The sequence below is a fragment of the Paraburkholderia sp. WS6 genome, from assembly GCF_030464835.1.
In the GTDB taxonomy this organism is placed as follows: Bacteria; Pseudomonadota; Gammaproteobacteria; order Burkholderiales; family Burkholderiaceae; genus Paraburkholderia; species Paraburkholderia madseniana.
In genome coordinates, this window is record NZ_JALQCK010000068.1 from 13,647 (window position 1) to 30,595 (window position 16,949).

The window sequence follows — 16,949 nt, forward strand, 5'->3', positions numbered from 1 at the left end:
GTTGAGGGTCGGACTGCAGCCCGTCGTCGCAAGATCGACTTGTCGGGCAGCGGTCCGGTGCCCACGTCCAGGCCGTGGAACTGTTTCGCGCTTCGCGCGCACAGCTCTGGCAGGCGCGAGAGATTCTGCCGATCAGTAAAAAACACGTATCGCGCGAAATACGGAAAGCGCGCCATCGCGTGCTGGGCGGGGCTGGAAGCAGTTAGTGGCATGCCGCCAGCGGTGTCGAGCCGTTGGACGAAGCGTACGCCGGAGAGCGTGCCATTGGGAACGTTCGCCGCGTTGCGACCGGTGTAAAGGACTCACCCGTTGAGTCGGGCCCTTCGACGGTGATCCGAATGATCCTGGACACATTGCCCGAACCGAGCGCAGACACGCCTTGGGAAGAGATCCTGAACTTCGGACGGGATCCAGCGGCACTGGCCGCGCTAGCCCGTTTGCGGAAGTGGATGGCCAAGATCGCGAAGGATTCACCTTCGCCGGGCGTCGGCGAGGATGAATTGACGGCGCTGCTCCACGACTACGAGCCGCACATGAGGCTGCATCGGATCAAATCCGAACGTGGGACGCTTGAGGCCTTCCTGACGACCACGGCCGAGGTCGCTTCGGCGATCGTGACGATGAAGCGGGGGGCCGCCGTCAAGGCGCTGTTTGATGTGTCACGGGCCGAAATTGCGCTGCTCGAAGCCGAGCAAAGCGCTCCCGGACGGGAGGTGGCGTATATCACACATGCCCGGGAGCGGTTTTCCTGAACCGGTAGGTGGCCCAAGCGCGTTCGAGGTCATTGATTGGATCGGCCCCGAGAGCGCGGACATCCGTCCGCTATTTCAGTAGGCTTCGCCGGACCAGCGTCAGGCCTCATCGCTGGTCTTCCAGGGACAAAAAATTCGTTCCTCTTTCACACACTCATCCCTGCAATGAGCAACTACAGTTTAGTTGTCGGGGACAGTCCTGCACGTTGGCCCCGCCATCACCTGATTGCTGTCCCAAGGTGTGAACGCCATGAAGAACTTCCTCAGCGCGCTACTGCTCGCCTCTGCGCCGTTCGTCGCGTGGGCCGAAACGCCATTCCTCTATTCACGTAGCGCAATCGTTTACGACGTCGGACGCGGCGAAGTCCTGCTGGAAAAGAACGCCGATGACGTCCAGCCGATCGCGTCGCTCACCAAGCTGATGACGGGGATGGTCGTGCTGGACAGCGCCCAGTCGTTGGGAGACACGGTGACCGTCGAAGATGACGACATCGATCGGCTCAAGCACTCGGGGTCCCGCATCCCGATCGGTGCGTCACTCGAACGGGGAGAGATGCTGCGCCTTGCGCTCATGTCGTCCGAGAACCGCGCGGCGTCCGCGCTATCGCGTGCGTTCCCGGGCGGCCAGCCTGCGTTCATCCAGAAGATGAACGAAAAGGCGCACGCGCTGCATATGGCTAATACGCACTTCGACGATCCAACCGGGCTCTCGCCGGACAATCTCTCGACGGCACGCGACATCGTGAAGATGGCGGAAGCCGCGGCGTACTATCCGTTGATCAGCGAATACACGACGCTTCCCCGCTATGAAGAGGAGATCGGCACGAGGACGAGGTTCTATCACAACACCGACCCGATAGTCCGCGCAGCCGATTGGGACGTTCTGGTCGCAAAGACCGGCTATATCCGCGAGGCGGGGCGCTGCATCGTGGTCGATGCGAACATGCCGAATGGCCAGGTGATGATTGCGCTGCTCGGCTCGCAAACATCATGGGGCCGCTCCACCGATCTCGTCACGATACGCCGGTGGCTGAGCGGCGACGAAACGCCGGTCGTCGAGCCGCCCTATTACGCAAGCGCTCGGCTGCATCATCACCATTCGATGCTCGCGCGTTCGCATCGCGTCAAGGTGCGGTTCGCATCGTACCGGACAGGTTCGGCGTCCGGCGCGCACCGGCAGACCGTCAAGCACCATGCCGGCAAGCGGGAACACCACACGCCTGTTGCGGCCTGAGCTACGGCTATATGGCGCCTCGCGCCACTCGCGCGAAATATTCCTGCATGAGTTCGACGCACATCCGCAGCTTCGCGGAGCGGCTCAACCGTGCCAGATGCACGGGCCCTCACATCGGCGCTCTGACCATTGTCCGGCAACACCTGTTCGAGCCGGCCTGGAAGGCGCTCTCAAGCCTCGACCTTCGTGAGGCCCAGGAATGCATCAACACCGCTTCGGTCGAGCGGAAAAGTGCTTTGAATCCAACGACCGGAGTCCGGCCATCACGAGCCATTGGGTGCGAGTCTACCCACCGGCTGCAGAGGGTCGTTCTCGGTCCGCGAGCCTTTTCATAGTGTCACTCCGACTTCGATCTCGCTGCCTTGGCTTTGCGCCCGCGCGAGGCCGATTTGATCGGCACGCTTCGCCCGTACTCATTCCACCAGGCCGTAAGCGCCTCCATCGTCGGGCCAAGCCCACGGGCCTTTTGCGTGATTTCATACTCGACTCGCGGCGGTACTTCCGCGAAGACAGTGCGCGACACCAGGCCATCCGCCTCCAGTTCACGAAGCTGCGCCGTCAGCATGTGCTGCGTGATGCCCGGAATGGCCTTGCGCAATTCCCCAAAGCGATAGACCCGCTGGTTGAGCAGCCACATGATTTCCAGCTTCCACTTGCCCGAGAGCAGCGCAAACGCCCGACGCATTTCGTCATGCATGTTGATGTCGCCGTCGTCATTAGTCTGGTTTTCCATACTAAGAGTCATTTTTTCATCCTACTTGTTCATTTTCATCTTAGGCGACATTCTTGGCGAAATCGATGTAAGGCTGCTCATTCTAGGAAACCTCATGACCGAAAACCACGTGTATTGGACCAGCACCGCGCTGCTGTCGTTGCTCTATCTAGCCTCCGCGACGATGTACCTATTCAAAAGGGAGTGGGTTCGCCAAGCCCTCGCGGACCTGGGCTATCCCACTTATCTCGTGCCGACCCTCACCGCCGTAAAGCTCCTGGCCGTGGCCGCCGTCCTGTCGCGCATCAGCGTGGCACTTAGCGATCTCGCCTATGCCGGCATGTTCTATCACCTGCTGCTGTCCGCTTTGGCGCACCTCGGCGTTCGCAAGCACAGTGGCTCTCTGCCTGCAGCAGTGGGCCTTGTGCTGTTGGTCGTGTCATTCATGACGCAGAACACCGCTCACGACATCCCGTCCCCCTACGCTCCGGCCGCATTGGGCCATGCGTAACCCTTGGTTAATGGAGATCAACATGACTCGACTCGATGGAAAAGTTGCCATCGTCACTGGCGCTGGCCGCGGTATCGGCCGCGCCACTGCAAAGCTGTTCGCAGCCGAAGGTGCGAAGGTGGCCGTTCTCTCGCGTACCGCCGAAAATATCGATCAAGTCGTCACCGGCATTCAGGCCGCAGGTGGCACCGCGCTCGGTGTAGTCTGCGACGTCGCAGATCCCGACCAGATCAAGGCGTCGGTGGACAAGGTTGTCGCCGCGTATGGCGGCATCGACATCCTGGTGAACAATGCCTTCGACCCGTCTGCCGTCTCGTCATCGGTCCTCGACCTGTCTATCGAGCAATTGCAGCGCAATTTCGAGATGGGACCGATTGCTTATTTGCGGACGATGCAAGCCTGCTATCCGCATCTCAAAACCAGTGGCGAGGGGCGCGTTATCAATTTTGCCTCGCTGGCTGGCGTCACCGGCATGGTGGGCTATGGCCCCTACAACATGGCGAAGGAAGCGGTGCGCGCACTGACACGCTCGGCTGCACGCGAGTGGGGCGCTGACAGTATCACGGTAAACAACGTCCTGCCCGTCGCCGACACTTGGGGTGCTGCGGCGGCCGATGCGCCACCACCGGCCAATGCGCTCGCCCGCTATGGATCGCCGGAAGACGACGTGGCACCAGTCGTGTTGTTCCTCGCCAGCAAGGATGCGCAATTCCTGACCGGGTACAGTCTGACGCCTGACGGCGGCATGATTATCGACAGTGCGCGCTAAACCGGAGCGCAGGACATCCAGCAGTGTTGTCGGTCCAAAGGACGAAAGCCGCTACGGGGCCAAGCTGAAGGACTTCCGAAACGGCATGGGGGAAGAAGCGCCCGTCAGCAACGACATGATGAACGAGTGGCGCAACCAGCGTGGCCTGCCGCCGGCGTGAGCCAGTTATCTGGTCGGTCGGGACATGGTGCCGCCTTTACGGGCGGCATTTTTTTTAGCGGCCCGAGTGTGCCATCGGTTCGCCAACGGCCACAACGGGACAGTCGACAGCAGTTGCAAGACCGTCGACAATCGACGCGATCACGATGACCGACAGAACTCGTGGCGGTCGGTCGCCGGCGCACTTTAGCGGCTGGCATCATAATGCTGTTCGAGCGAGATTAACAGACGGTTTCATAAAGACTGTTGAGCCCGCTGAACGGTGTTCGCGCCGATCAAGCACTAGCGTTGGATGCGGACCTTGCCCTCGCTACTCGATCAAGGCGGGGCAGTTCGTAGTAAGAGTTTCTCTCGTGATCATTTGTATTAATGGCGTTGATGGAAGCGCAAGACGGCCAATTTAGCCACCCGCGCTCCGTGCTTCGCTATTTCTGGCCGAAGTAGTACGCGTAGGCGCGATCGACGACGCCATCACGCTTGACCGTGTCGAACGCCTTCGCCCAGGCGTCGCGATCGATTCCCGGCGAATCCTTCGACGCGGCGATGTACAGCACGCGCCTTGCGAGCGTCTTCCCGACGACGAGATTCCCCGGATGCTTCGCCGCACGCCACGCGTATTTCAGTTCGATGTCAGCGCTGTATGCGGCATCCACCTCGCGGGCGGCGACGGCCTCGGTGACGGCGGCCGCGTTGCTGTAGAGCTTGAGATTCGAGAAGCCGCGCTTCTTCAGTTCGGCGTGGCCCGTCGACCCGCCCACGACGCCGATCGCCCGCAACGCGTTGCCCGCATCATAGGAATCGATGGCGGCGGCGCCCGGCCGCGACACGAAGACCTCTTCGATATCCCACACCTTCTGTACCCACATGTAGTTCGGCTCGTGTTCGGCGGTTCGCGAGTACGGGAAGAAGAGGATGTCGTGCCCGGCCCTCGATTCGGCCTGCGCGTCCTGCCAGCCGACGAATTTCACGGGAATGTCCCGCTTCATCGCGGTGGCCATCTGCCTGACGATGTCGAGGAAGAAGCCGTTGTGGCCGCTGTCGGGATCCGGATGGCGAATGGGGTCGATCGTGTATGGCGCGTTGTCCACGACCCGGATCTCTTCCGCGTGCGCGGGCAAGGCGTGGTACGCGATCGCGACGGCCGCCGCGCAGGCGCCCGTCGTCGTGTAGATGCGTTTCATCGTCATGGTGTCCCCGTTCATTTCGCCGTGGAGAATTTGTAGATCGTCGTCGCCGTGAACCGCTCGCCGGGATTCAGCACGGTCGTCGGCCAGTTGGGTTCGTTCGGCGAATCGTCCGGATGCTCGGCGAGCATCGTGAAGAAGCTGCGGAATCCGTAGATTTTGCCGCCCTTGCCGACGTCGGTGCCGGGCAGTGCGTTGCCCGAGTAGAAGTGAATCGCCGGCTCGGTCGTCTAGATCTCCAGCACCCGGCCGGACGTCGGCTCGTACACGGGCGCGGCGAGCCCCAATTCGCCCGGACGCTTGTTCAGAAACCAGTTGTGGTCGTAGCCGCCTTCGGCCAGCGGGTTCGCGAGCTGCTGGCCTTGCTTCAGCTGATCGTCCTTCGTGTAGATCAGGTCGACAATGCGCGTCGGCTTCGTGAAGTCGAACGGCGTCCCTTTGAAGCTGCGACGCTCGCCGGTCCGGATCAGCTTGACGACCGGCGTGAAGGTATCAGCGTCGATCGTCACCACGTGATTCACGATGCTGTTGCTCGGGTCTCCGCTCAGGTTGAAGCCCGCATGATTCGAGAAGTTGACGATGGTCTTCTTGTTGGTGACCGCGTCGTACCTGATCTTCAGCGCGTTGTCGTCGGTCAGCGTATAGACGACCTTTAGGCTGCAGTTGCCCGGATATCCTTCTTCGCCGTCCTTGAACACGTAGTTGACCTGCAGCGTGTGATCGTCGAGCTGCTTCGCGTCGAACACACGGAAGCGCGAGCCCTTCTTGCCGCCGTGCAGGTGGTTCGGGCCGTTGTTGATGGTGAGCTGATACAGCTTGCCGTCCATCGTATACTGGCCCTTCGCGATTCGGGTCGCATAGCGGCCAATGATCGCGCCGGTGGACGGGTTGTACTTGTTTCCGTCCTCGATCGTGTCGAAGCCCATCACGACGTCGCCCAGATTGCCGTTGCGGTCCGGAACCAGCAACTCGACGATCTTGCCGCCGTAGTTGCTGATCTTCACGACCATGCCCTGATTGTTCTTCAGCGTGTAGAGTTCGGTCTGCTTGCCGTCAATTACCCGCTGATAGCCTGCCGGCTTCACGTCGACGTAGGGCGCCGAGGCCGTCGCCCAGGGCCGGCAGGCCGGCGAGCATGATCAGCGCTACGCACGCACGTAACTTCAACATCGTTCGTCTCTTTTTTGTCTGTCGATTTGCCCGGCGTGGCGGTCCCGGGGGCAGCGCCATTCCGGGCTTCCGGTGAGCGCCTAGTATCAGGAGATCGTCGATAACCGACTATTGAAATTACGCGATATATCGATATCCGTTTGTTATCGATCGGCATTGCGCCGACGTGCGGATCAATCGTCGCAACGCCGCTCAGTAACCGCGACCGACCCCATATGCGATCGCGAGGAGTTCCTGCCGCTGCAATGGCGCGCGGCGTCCGACGTGCTCGACGGGCACCGCACGCGGCCGCTGTGGTACGGCGCGCTGTATCGCGAGACGCTGCGCTGCCCCGTGCGCCTGGTGACGATCACGCGCACGGGGACGATCGACCGCGTGCCGGCTTACGTGCTGCTGGTGTCGACGCCGGACAACTGACCGCCCGGTGGCGCGCGTCGTTACTGCTGCGCGGACGCGGCGGCCGTGACCTTGTCGAGCGCGACCAGGATCAGCTTGTCGAGCGTCCCGACGACGCCTTCGTAGAACTCGATCGGCTTGCCCCACGCGTCCGGGATCTCGGTCGACTGGCCGGTCGCGTATTCGGACAACGTGAACACCTTGCCATCGGGGGAGGTTGGGAATGTCTCGGTACGGCCGCACGCGGGGCGCCCGATCATCATGCGGCCCGCGCGCCGCGGAAAAAAATTGATGGTCCGATTTGGCAAGAGTGTGTCGTTTTGCGGTAAGTCACGTGCGCGGCGGCTCGCCGTCGTCCTCGTGATGGAACAGTGTGAGGAACTGCCGCGCAGGGATGCTGAGCGGCCGGTCGCGCCGCACGAGGCTGCCGTACGACGGCAGCTTCTGCGCAAGCGTGTAGTCGACGATCGCGACGAGCCCGTGCTCCGCGTTGCGCTGCGCGACCGTCAGCGGGATCACGCCGAGCATCTGCGAGCGGTCGACGAGGTTCATCGTCGTCAGTATCGAGCCGGTCTCGATCAGCCCGCGCGGCATCGGCTGGTGATGCATCCGGAACTCGCGCTCGATGACCTCGCGCGCCGGGCTGCCGCCCGGCTGCAGGATCCACGGATACTCGAGCAGCGCGTCGAACCCGACCGGCCCCGCGCCCGCGAGCGGATGGTTGCGGCCGGAGACGACCGCGAGCGCCTCGTCGTCGACCGCGCGGAACACGCAGTCGCTGCCGGCGTCGCGGCCGATCACGACCTCGAGCACGCCTTCCTGCAATTGCGGCATCAGCCGGTCGCTGGTGTCGACCGCGATGTCGATCGCGAGCAGCGGATAGCGCGCCTTCAGCTGCACGAGCGCCTCGGTGAGCCGCCCCGGCGACGCGGCCATGATGCTGCCGATCGCGAGCCGCCCGGCGCTGCCGAGCTGCAACTCCGCGAGCTCGCGGTTCAGCGCCTCCATGCTGCCACGGATCCCGCGAAAGTAGCCGAGCACGCGCTCGCCGGCCGGATTCAACACGAGGCCGCGCCCGACGCGATCGAACAGCCGCTGACCGAGCGCGTTCTCGAGCTCGTGCAGCATCTTCGTCGCGGCCGGCTGCGTGAGGCCGAGCCGGTCGGCCGCCGCGCGCAGCGTCGAGCATTCGTCGACCGCGAGCAACAGCGCGATCTGACGCATCCGCAGCCGGTTCAGCAGCTGCGGCGTCGAGTCGCGTTTGTCGAGCGAGCCCATATTTGATTACCTCAGGTTATCGATTCATCAAGAGTTTTCAATTTACCGGCTCGGTCCGTCTACCTAGCATGAACCCCATATCAGGAACAGCCGGATTCCTGCGAAAACGGAGACGCATTATGCAGACGAATTCAACGGTCGCGCACCGCGCGGCGCACGCGGGAGAACCGGCATGACGGCCCCGTCGACCTTGCCCGTCGTCGCGCTGACGCTCGGCGATCCCGCCGGCATCGGTGCCGAGCTGATCGCGAAGCTGCTCGCGCGCCCCGACGCGACGTCCCGCGCGAACCTGGTGCTGATCGGCGACCGCTGGCTGTGGGAAGCCGGCCAGCGCGTCGCCGGCGTGCAAGTCGACGTCGCGCCGATCGCGTCGCTCGCCGCCGCGCGCAACCGGCCGTCGATCGCGCGTCCCGCGTTCGTCGAAGTCGACACGATCGACCCGGCACAAGTGAAGGTCGGCGAGGTCTGCGCGGCTGGCGGCCGCTCGGTGCTGTCCGTGCTGAACCTGTGCATGGACGCCACGCTCGCCGGCGAGGTCGACGCGATCTGCTTCGCGCCGCTGAACAAGCACGCGATGAAGCTCGGCGGCCTGAAGCACGAGGACGAGCTCCACCACTTCGCCGAATACCTCGGCGTGACCGGCTACTTCTGCGAATTCAACACGCTCGGCGAGCTGTGGACGTCGCGCATCTCGTCGCACGTGCCGCTGAAGGACGCGCCGGGCTACCTGAGCGTCGAGCGGATCGAGCAGGCTTCGGAGTTGATCTACCGGTCGCTGCTCGCGAACGGCATCGCGACGCCGAAGATCGCGATCGCCGCGTTCAATCCGCACGGCGGCGACGGCGGCAGCTGCGGCCGCGAAGAGATCGACATCATCGAGCCCGCGGTGACGAAGCTGCAGGCGCGCGACTGGCCGACCGACGCGCCGTTCCACGGCCCGTTCCCGGCCGACACGATCTTCCTGAAGGCGCAGGCCGGCGAGTACCAGGCGATCGTCACGATGTACCACGACCAGGGGCAGATCGCGATCAAGCTGCTCGGCTTCTCGCGCGGTGTGACCGTGCAGGGCGGGCTGCCCGTGCCGATCACGACGCCCGCGCACGGCACCGCGTATGACATTGCGGGCCGCGGCACCGCCGACGTCGGCGCGACCTGGCAGGCCTTGCAGATCGCCTGCCGGATGGGCGCCGCGCGCCGGCAGCAGACGATTTCCGCGTAACGGCCGCCCGGCCGCCAGCGCGCTTCACGACGCATCGAACACATCGAATCTCAGGAGACACCGCCATGAAGATCAAGTCCGTACGCGCCCGCGTATTCCAATGGAAAGGCAAGACCGTGCCGCCGCAGGGCAATTTCTGCGCGAACGCGATGGACCTGCTGTACGCGCCCCAGGAAACGATGAGCACGTTCCGCTTCCATTCGTGGACGGTCATCGAAGTCGAGACCGACGACGGGATCGTCGGCTACGGCAACGTCGCGCTCGCGCCGCAGGTCGCGAAGGTGATCATCGACCAGTACCTCGCGCCGCTCGTGATCGGCCAGGACCCGTGGGACTACGAATACCTGAACCAGCGGATGTACCGCGCGACGCACGCATGGGGCCGCAAGGGGATCGGGATGGCCGCGATCTCGGGCGTCGACATCGCGATCTGGGACATCCTCGGCAAGAGCGTTGGCAAGCCGGTCTTCAAGCTGCTCGGCGGCCGCACGAAGGAGAAGATTCCGTGCTACTACTCGAAGCTCTATCGCACCGACCTGAAGGAAATGCAGGCCGAGGCGCAGAAATTCCTCGCCCAGGGCTTCCGGGCGTTCAAGATGCGCTTCGGCTACGGGCCCGTGCACGGGCAGCAGGGCGTCGTCGAGAACCTGAAGTCGGTCGCCGCGGTCCGTGAAGTGATCGGCTACGACAACGACTTGATGCTCGAGTGCTACATGGGCTGGAACCTCGAGTACGCGAAGCGGATTCTGCCGAAGCTCGAGAAGTATCAGCCGCGCTGGCTGGAAGAACCTGTGATCGCCGACGACATCGACGGCTACGCGGAGCTGAACCAGCTGACGAGCATCCCGATCTCGGGCGGCGAGCACGAGTTCACGCTGTACGGCTTCAAGCAGCTGCTCGACCGCAAGGCGGTGTCGGTGGTCCAGTACGACACGAACCGCGTCGGCGGCATCACGATGGCGCACAAGATCAACGCGCTGTGCGAAGCGTACAGCGTGCCGGTGATCCCGCATGCGGGCCAGATGCACAACTATCACCTGACGATGAGCACGCTCGCGTCGCCGATGAGCGAGTACTTCCCGATGTTCGACGTCGAGGTCGGCAACGAGCTGTTCTATTACATCTTCGACGGCGAGCCGGTCGCCGAGAACGGCTACCTGCAGCTGCGCGACGACGTGCCGGGCCTCGGCCTCACGCTGAAGACCGAGTTCCTCGACCAGTTCGAGATCGTGGAGTGATCATGAAAGCTCGTTACCAAGGCGTGTTCCCAGTCGCGCCGACGATCTTCACCGAGGACGGCGCGCTCGACCTCGACGGCCAGCGCCGCTGCCTCGACTTCATGATCGACGCGGGCTCGCAGGGGATCTGCATCCACGCGAACTATTCGGAGCAGTTCGCGCTCGGCGACGATGAGCGCGAACTACTCACGCGCACGACGCTTGCGCACGTCGCTGGCCGCGTGCCGGTGATCGTCACGACGTCGCACTTCAGCGCGCGGATCTGCGCGGAGCGCAATCGTCACGCGCAGGCGCTGGGCGCCGCGATGGTGATGGTGATGCCGCCATATCACGGCGCGACGTTCCGCGTGTCCGAAGCGCAGATCCAGGCGTTCTTCGAGGAAGTGACCGACGGCCTCGACATCCCGCTGATGATCCAGGACGCGCCCGCGAGCGGAACGACACTGTCCGCTCCGTTCCTCGCAAAGCTCGCGCGCCAGATCGAGGCCTTGTCGTACTTCAAGATCGAGACCGCGGGTGCCGCATCGAAACTGCGCGAGCTTATCGCGCTCGGCGGCGAGGCGATCGAGGGCCCGTGGGACGGCGAGGAGGGGATCACGCTGCTCGCCGATCTCGACGCGGGAGCGACCGGCGCGATGACGGGCGGCGGCTATCCGGACGGGATTCGCCAGATCACCGACGCGTACTTCGCGGGCAACCGCGACGAAGCGGTCGCGCAGTACGCGCGCTGGCTGCCGCTGATCAACTACGAGAACCGCCAGGCAGGCTTCCTGACCGCGAAGGCGCTGATGAAGGAAGGCGGCGTGATAGCGTGCGACAAGGCGCGCGCCCCGTGGCCCGAGCTGCATCCGCAGGTTCGCGCTGGGCTGCTCGACGCAGCGCGCCGGCTCGATCCGCTCGTGCTGCGCTGGGGCCGCTGAGGTCCATTCGCGCGCGGCACGCGTTTCGCGGTTCCATGTGCGAACCGCGTTTGCCGCGCGGACGGGCAGACGTCCGCGCAGAGGCGGAACGCACGTGCGTTCCGCGCCGGCGGCCGGCCCCGTGTCGGTTCGTCACGGCGTGACAGGCGGTCCATCAGAAGTCCGTCGCTGCCGACCACCAAAACTGGAGACACTATGACCATGCTGACCCCGGCCAACCCGGCTTACGACGCCGGCGAAGCCATTCCCCGCCGCCGCTGGCTGCGCGTGATTCCGCCGCTGCTGCTCGCGTGCATCATCTCTTACATGGATCGCGTGAACATCGCGTTCGCGATGCCGGGCGGGATGAACGCCGATCTCGGCATGGACGCGACGATGGCCGGTCTAGCCGGCGGGATCTTCTTCTTCGGCTACCTGTTCCTCCAGATTCCCGGCGGCAAGCGCGCGGCGCTCGGCAGCGGCAAGAAATTCATCGCGTGGTCGCTCATCAGCTGGGCCGCGCTGTCGGGGCTGACCGGCCTCGTCACGCATACGTGGGAGCTGCTGACGCTGCGCTTCCTGCTCGGCGTCGCCGAAGGCGGGATGTTGCCCGTCGTGCTGACGATGGTCAGCAACTGGTTCCCCGATCGCGAACGCGGGCGCGCGAACGCGATGGTCATCATGTTCGTGCCGCTCGCCGGGATGATCACCGCGCCGCTGTCCGGCTACATCCTCGCCGCGTACGACTGGCGCCACCTGTTCTTCAGCACGGGCGTGCTGTCGCTGCTGTTCCTGATCGTCTGGATGCTGTTCGCCGACGACGGCCCCGAGACCGCGCGCTGGGTGTCGCCGCGCGAGAAGGCGTACATCCTCGATGCGCTGCGCGAAGAGCAGGAGCGCAAGCGCGCGTCGGGCAAGCCGACCGCGGCGTCGTTCGGCGCGATGATGCGCAACCCGACGATCTGGCTGCTGATCGCGATCAACTTCTGCTACCAGGTCGGTATCTACGGCTACACGATGTGGTTGCCGACGCTGCTGAAGAACCTCACGCACACCGGGATGGGCAATATCGGACTGCTCGCGATGCTGCCTTACATCGCGATGATGGTCGGCATGTTCGCGACGTCGTATCTGTCCGACCGGACCGGCAAGCGCCGCCTGTTCGTGCTGCTGCCGCTCGTCGGCTTCGCCGCATGCCTTGCGCTGTCGGTGCTGACTCACGAAACGATGCTCGTGTCGTTCGCGTTCCTGATCGGCTGCGGCTTCTTCCTGCAGGCGGCGGCCGGCGTGTTCTGGGCGATTCCGCCGAAGCTCTGCAGCCCTGAGACCGCCGGCAGTGCGCGCGGCCTGATTAACGCGCTCGGCAACCTCGGCGGCTTCTGCGGCCCGTACGCGGTCGGTGTGCTGACCCAGCACGTGAGCTCGGCGGCCGGCGTGTACAGCCTCGCGGTCACGCTCGCGGTAGCCGGCCTGCTCGCGCTGACGCTGCCGAAGCGCTGCGAGGACTGAGAAACCGACTGACGGTTGCGAACGCAACGAACCCACACTCGCCGCGGCGCGACATGCGTGCCGCGGCGAAACCTCGAAGGACGGAGATTCACGATGAACGACATCCTGCTGCTGGTGCAGAAATGCGCCCATACCTTCAGCTTCTACGATCTCGAGACGAAGGCGGCGCTCAAGCACATCGTGCTGCCGAGCTTCCCGCACGAGTTCACCGTCGACGCGGAGCGCCGCTTCGCGTACGTCGGCATCTTCGGGATTGAAACCGCGTGGACGCGCGGCCAGGACGGCGATCACCGGATCGCCGAGATCGATCTGCACGAGCGCAAACTCACGCGGATGCTCGACCTTTGGCCGTACTACCGGCCGCACGGGATGGCGAGCGACGCCGACGGGCGCCTGTATGCGATGAGCGAGGCGAGCGACATGCTGCTCGTGTTCGATCGTCCGCGCGAGCAGACGGTGCCGAACATGGCGGTGTCGTCCGGCGGCGTGAAGACGCACCTCGTCACGTTGACGCGCGACGCGAGCCGCGCATACGGCGTGCATCTGCTGTCGAACACGGTCACGCAGTTCGATCCGCGCGATGCGACGGTGACGCCGCGCGCGGTGATGCCGGGGCCGCGCCCCGAAGGCAACGCTCTGTCGAGCGACGAGAAGACGCTCTTCGTCGCGAACCGCGGCGACGACACGCTCGTCGCGATCGACACCGCGACGATGACCTGCGGCCGCCGCGTGAAGACGCGCAGCGATCCGAACCGCATTTACCGGACGAGTTCGGTCGACGGCCGCGACCTGCTGCTGCTGACGAATTCGGGCGAGCAGTCGATCTCGGTGTTCGACGCGCAGCGGCTCGAGGAAATCGAGCGCATCGCGTTGCCGGCGAATCCGACCGCGCTGTCGTTCCATCCGTCGCGGCCCGCCGCGTACGTGTCGTTCCAGGACGATCACGTGCGCGAGCTCGACCTGACTGCGTGGTGCTTCGTCAACGAGATGCCGACGCTGCGCGAGCCGGACGCGTCCTATGTGCTCGCAGGCGGTCGCTGATCCGCGCGCGGACGACGCGGCGCTCGCGCTGCCCGATGCGATCGTCGACGCGCACCATCACTTGTGGCGCCTGAACGGCGACGTCCGCTATCCATGGCTGCAGGGCGCGTACGATCCCGAGCACTTCATCCTCGGCGATTACGCGGACCTGTGCAACGACTTCGGTGTCGACGAATTCCGGCGCGCGGCCGGCGGCGCGCCGGTCGTCGCGAGCGTGCACGTCGAGGCGGAGTGCCTGCGCGACGACGCGCTCGCGGAAACGCGCTGGCTGCATGACGTCGCGGCGCGTCATCCGATTCCGTCGGCCGTCGTCGCGTGGGTCGACCTGCTCGCCGAAGATGCCGACGAGCGCCTCGCCGAGCAGGCCGCGTATCCGCTCGTGCGCGGCGTGCGCTTCAAGCCGCGCACGTCGGCGACGCCGGACGCCACGGTCGACGGCCCTGGCACGCTGAGCGACCCGCGCTGGCCGCGCGCGCTCGAACGGCTTGCCGCGCATGGGCTGCGCTGGGATCTGCGCGTGCCGTTCTGGCATCTCGACGAAACGGCCGCGCGGCTCGCCGATGCGCCGGCCGTCGACGTCGTGCTCGAACACGCGGGGCTGCCGTGGGACCGTTCGGACACAGGCCTCGCGCGCTGGCGGCGCGGGATGGAGGCGCTCGCCGAGCAGCCGCGCGTATCGGTGAAGCTGTCCGAATTCGGGCTGCGCGACGCCGCATGGAACGACGCGGAGAATCGCCGGATCATCGGCGACGCGGTCGCGATCTTCGGCGCCGAGCGCTGCATGTTCGCGAGCAACTTCCCGGTCGCCGGATTGCGGATCGCGTATCCGGCTCTGGTGCGGACGTTCGCGGCCGCGATGGCCGACCGGCAGCTGAGCGACGCGGCACGCCGCGCGATCTGGCATGACAACGCGATCCGGATCTACCGGATCGATCTCGACGAACCTCGCAAACTGGACACACAGACAGGACGATGATGCAGATCACCGGAGAGATGTTGATTGGCAGCGCGTCGGTACGCGGCGCGGAAGGGACAATGTTCGCGTTCGACCCGGCGCGCGGTACGGCGCTCGAGCCGCCGTTTGCCGCGAGCAGCGCGGACGACGTCGATCGCGCGTGCCGGCTCGCGCACGCGGCGTTCGATGTGTTCCGGGCGGCGCCGTTCGAAACGCGCGCGCGCTTTCTCGAGACGATCGCCGAGAACATTCTCGCGCTCGCCGACGCGCTGATCGAGCGCGCGCATCAGGAATCGGCGCTGCCGGTCGCGCGGCTCGAAGGCGAGCGCGGCCGGACGGTCGGGCAATTGCGGCTCTTTGCGTCGCACGTGCGCGACGGGCGCTGGCTCGCCGCGACGATCGATCCCGCGCAGCCCGAGCGCAAGCCGCTGCCGCGCGCGGATCTGCGTCTGCAGAAGATTCCGGTCGGGCCGGTCGCGGTGTTCGGTGCGAGCAATTTCCCGCTTGCGTTCTCGGTCGCGGGCGGCGATACCGCATCCGCGTTCGCGGCCGGGTGCCCGGTCGTCGTGAAGGCGCATCCCGCGCATCTCGGCACGTCGGAGCTCGTCGGGCGCGCGATCCAGCAGGCGGTGCGCGCGTGCGGGCTGCCGGAAGGAACGTTCTCGCTCGTGATCGGCGCGGGTAACGCGATCGGCGAGGCGCTCGTCGCGCATCCGGCGATCAAGGCGGTCGGCTTCACCGGCTCGCGCGGCGGCGGCCTCGCGCTGATGGACATCGCCGCGAAGCGTCGCGAGCCGATTCCGGTGTATGCGGAGATGAGCAGCATCAATCCGTTCTTCGTGCTGCCGGGCGCGCTCGCGAAGCGCGGCGCGGAGATCGCGCGCGGGTTTGTCGATTCGCTGACGCTCGGCGTCGGGCAGTTCTGCACGAATCCGGGGCTCGTCGTCGTGCTCGACGGGCCGGATACGCAGGCGTTCGTCGATGCGGCCGCGCAGGCGCTCGGGCAGAAGGGCGCGCAGACGATGCTGACCGCCGGCATTGCGGCCGCGTATGCGAACGGCATCGCCAAGCGTGCGGCGGGCGCGGACGCGCGTGCGCTCGCACGCGGCGCCGACACGGACGCAAAAAGCGCCGCGTGCCCGGCGTTGTTCGCGACGACGCTGCAAGCGTTCGTGTCGGACCCGCAACTCGAGGACGAGATCTTCGGGCCGACGTCGCTGATCGTGACCTGCAAGAACGTCGACGAGATAATCGCGCTCGCGGAGCACGTCGAAGGGCAACTCACGGCGACGCTGCACGTCGAGGCGGACGACGTCGCGCTCGCGCGGCGCCTGCTGCCGACGCTCGAACGCAAGGTAGGACGGATTCTCGCGAACGGCTATCCGACCGGCGTCGAGGTGTCGCATGCGATGGTGCATGGCGGGCCGTTCCCGGCGACGTCCGATCCGCGCACGACATCGGTCGGCACGATGGCGATCGAGCGTTTTCTGCGGCCGGTTTGCTATCAGGATCTACCTGCGGAACTGCTGCCGCCCGCGCTGCAAGACGACAACCCGCTCGATCTCTGGCGGGTGCGCGACGGCCGGCTCGGCCACGGCTAACCTGGCACACGATGCAATCGCGGCTCGCGCCGCATGCGCGCGCGATCCGCGCGTCGCGGCGTTAGCGCGGGATTTTGTCCTGCGGCGTCGCCCGCGCGTCGTCGACTATGATGAGTGCCTGCCAATCAACCATCGCCGAACCTCCCGCCCATGCCGACGTCGAAGCCCACTCCGTTGGTGCCGGCGCCCAGCTTTACGTCCTGACTGACCGCTGTACGCTCCAGACCTGCCATATGCTTGAGACGGCTGGGACCGTCCGCACCGGGTCGAAGAACGAAACCGCTCGCGCGGTAGGGGGCTCCGGCCAGCGCGTGCGGTTCAT

18 protein-coding genes and 2 pseudogenes are annotated in these 16,949 nt (G+C 65.3%); 13 read left to right on the forward strand and 7 right to left on the reverse strand.

Annotation, left to right across the window (positions count from 1 at the left end):
* Positions 1 to 140: 140 nt before the first annotated feature.
* Positions 141 to 263, reverse strand: a pseudogene (locus M0D64_RS44995) (DUF3455 domain-containing protein); the annotation flags it as partial.
* Positions 264 to 338: 75 nt separating this feature from the next.
* Here M0D64_RS44995 and M0D64_RS42365 point away from each other — a divergent pair.
* Positions 339 to 752, forward strand: coding sequence for a hypothetical protein (locus M0D64_RS42365; protein WP_266262024.1), 414 nt, complete (start codon positions 339 to 341; stop codon positions 750 to 752).
* Between the two features lie 250 nt (positions 753 to 1,002).
* Entirely contained in the window at positions 1,003 to 1,986 is a 984-nt protein-coding gene (locus M0D64_RS42370; protein WP_266262025.1) for a D-alanyl-D-alanine carboxypeptidase family protein, read from the forward strand.
* A 337-nt stretch (positions 1,987 to 2,323) separates the two neighbouring features.
* Here the strand turns inward: M0D64_RS42370 and M0D64_RS42375 are convergent, their stop codons facing one another.
* Positions 2,324 to 2,719 carry a helix-turn-helix domain-containing protein gene (locus tag M0D64_RS42375; RefSeq protein ID WP_266262040.1) on the reverse strand — a complete coding sequence of 132 codons (396 nt, stop codon included), beginning with the start codon at positions 2,717 to 2,719 and terminating at the stop codon, positions 2,324 to 2,326.
* A gap of 94 nt (positions 2,720 to 2,813) precedes the next feature.
* Here M0D64_RS42375 and M0D64_RS42380 point away from each other — a divergent pair, with 94 nt between their 5' ends.
* From M0D64_RS42380 to M0D64_RS42390, 3 genes are read left to right on the forward strand one after another with little or no spacing between them, the layout of a single operon-like run.
* Positions 2,814 to 3,209 (forward strand): DoxX family protein, encoded by a 396-nt coding sequence (locus M0D64_RS42380; RefSeq protein ID WP_266262026.1) that lies wholly within the window; start codon positions 2,814 to 2,816, stop codon positions 3,207 to 3,209.
* A 22-nt stretch (positions 3,210 to 3,231) separates the two neighbouring features.
* Positions 3,232 to 3,978: an SDR family NAD(P)-dependent oxidoreductase gene (locus M0D64_RS42385; RefSeq protein ID WP_266262027.1), complete on the forward strand. Its 747-nt coding sequence runs from the start codon at positions 3,232 to 3,234 to the stop codon at positions 3,976 to 3,978.
* The gene (locus M0D64_RS42390) at positions 3,968 to 4,138 is read left to right on the forward strand and encodes a hypothetical protein (protein WP_266262028.1); all 171 of its coding nucleotides are present in this window, start codon (positions 3,968 to 3,970) and stop codon (positions 4,136 to 4,138) included. Before M0D64_RS42385 ends, M0D64_RS42390 begins: the two co-directional genes overlap by 11 nt.
* Before the next feature lie 424 nt (positions 4,139 to 4,562).
* On the opposite strand, the gene M0D64_RS42395 is transcribed toward M0D64_RS42390, so the two are convergent.
* Both M0D64_RS42395 and M0D64_RS42400 read right to left on the reverse strand, forming a co-directional pair.
* Positions 4,563 to 5,324, reverse strand: coding sequence for an ABC transporter substrate-binding protein (locus M0D64_RS42395; RefSeq protein WP_266262029.1), 762 nt, complete (start codon positions 5,322 to 5,324; stop codon positions 4,563 to 4,565).
* Positions 5,325 to 5,335: 11 nt separating this feature from the next.
* A pseudogene (locus M0D64_RS42400) lies at positions 5,336 to 6,406 on the reverse strand (aldose epimerase family protein).
* A gap of 241 nt (positions 6,407 to 6,647) precedes the next feature.
* Here M0D64_RS42400 and M0D64_RS42405 point away from each other — a divergent pair.
* Positions 6,648 to 6,908 (forward strand): hypothetical protein, encoded by a 261-nt coding sequence (locus M0D64_RS42405; protein WP_266262030.1) that lies wholly within the window; start codon positions 6,648 to 6,650, stop codon positions 6,906 to 6,908.
* Positions 6,909 to 6,928: 20 nt separating this feature from the next.
* On the opposite strand, the gene M0D64_RS42410 is transcribed toward M0D64_RS42405, so the two are convergent.
* Both M0D64_RS42410 and M0D64_RS42415 read right to left on the reverse strand, forming a co-directional pair.
* Complete coding sequence (locus M0D64_RS42410; RefSeq protein WP_266262031.1) at positions 6,929 to 7,195, reverse strand: hypothetical protein; 267 nt, start codon at positions 7,193 to 7,195, stop codon at positions 6,929 to 6,931.
* Positions 7,196 to 7,217: 22 nt separating this feature from the next.
* Positions 7,218 to 8,165 carry a LysR family transcriptional regulator gene (locus M0D64_RS42415; RefSeq protein ID WP_266262032.1) on the reverse strand — a complete coding sequence of 316 codons (948 nt, stop codon included), beginning with the start codon at positions 8,163 to 8,165 and terminating at the stop codon, positions 7,218 to 7,220.
* Positions 8,166 to 8,337: 172 nt separating this feature from the next.
* Between M0D64_RS42415 and M0D64_RS42420 the strand changes: the two genes are divergently transcribed.
* From M0D64_RS42420 to M0D64_RS42450, 7 genes are all read left to right on the forward strand, one after another.
* The gene (locus M0D64_RS42420) at positions 8,338 to 9,384 is read left to right on the forward strand and encodes a 4-hydroxythreonine-4-phosphate dehydrogenase PdxA (RefSeq protein ID WP_266262033.1); all 1,047 of its coding nucleotides are present in this window, start codon (positions 8,338 to 8,340) and stop codon (positions 9,382 to 9,384) included.
* Positions 9,385 to 9,449: 65 nt separating this feature from the next.
* Positions 9,450 to 10,622: an L-rhamnonate dehydratase gene (locus M0D64_RS42425; RefSeq protein WP_266262034.1), complete on the forward strand. Its 1,173-nt coding sequence runs from the start codon at positions 9,450 to 9,452 to the stop codon at positions 10,620 to 10,622.
* 2 nt (positions 10,623 to 10,624) lie between these two features.
* Positions 10,625 to 11,542, forward strand: a complete 918-nt coding sequence (locus M0D64_RS42430) for a dihydrodipicolinate synthase family protein (RefSeq protein ID WP_266262035.1) — start codon at positions 10,625 to 10,627, stop codon at positions 11,540 to 11,542.
* Between the two features lie 195 nt (positions 11,543 to 11,737).
* The gene (locus M0D64_RS42435; protein WP_266262036.1) at positions 11,738 to 13,030 is read left to right on the forward strand and encodes an MFS transporter; all 1,293 of its coding nucleotides are present in this window, start codon (positions 11,738 to 11,740) and stop codon (positions 13,028 to 13,030) included.
* A gap of 93 nt (positions 13,031 to 13,123) precedes the next feature.
* Entirely contained in the window at positions 13,124 to 14,071 is a 948-nt protein-coding gene (locus M0D64_RS42440) for a YncE family protein (protein ID WP_266262037.1), read from the forward strand.
* Positions 14,049 to 15,047, forward strand: coding sequence for an amidohydrolase (locus tag M0D64_RS42445; protein ID WP_266262038.1), 999 nt, complete (start codon positions 14,049 to 14,051; stop codon positions 15,045 to 15,047). The genes M0D64_RS42440 and M0D64_RS42445 overlap by 23 nt, the downstream gene beginning before the upstream one ends.
* A complete protein-coding gene (locus tag M0D64_RS42450) occupies positions 15,047 to 16,627 on the forward strand; it encodes an aldehyde dehydrogenase (NADP(+)) (protein WP_266262041.1) in 1,581 nt (526 codons plus the stop codon). The genes M0D64_RS42445 and M0D64_RS42450 overlap by 1 nt, the downstream gene beginning before the upstream one ends.
* A 125-nt stretch (positions 16,628 to 16,752) precedes the next feature.
* On the opposite strand, the gene M0D64_RS42455 is transcribed toward M0D64_RS42450, so the two are convergent.
* Positions 16,753 to 16,949: hypothetical protein (locus tag M0D64_RS42455; protein ID WP_266262039.1), on the reverse strand; the 197-nt coding region annotated here is incomplete at its 5' end.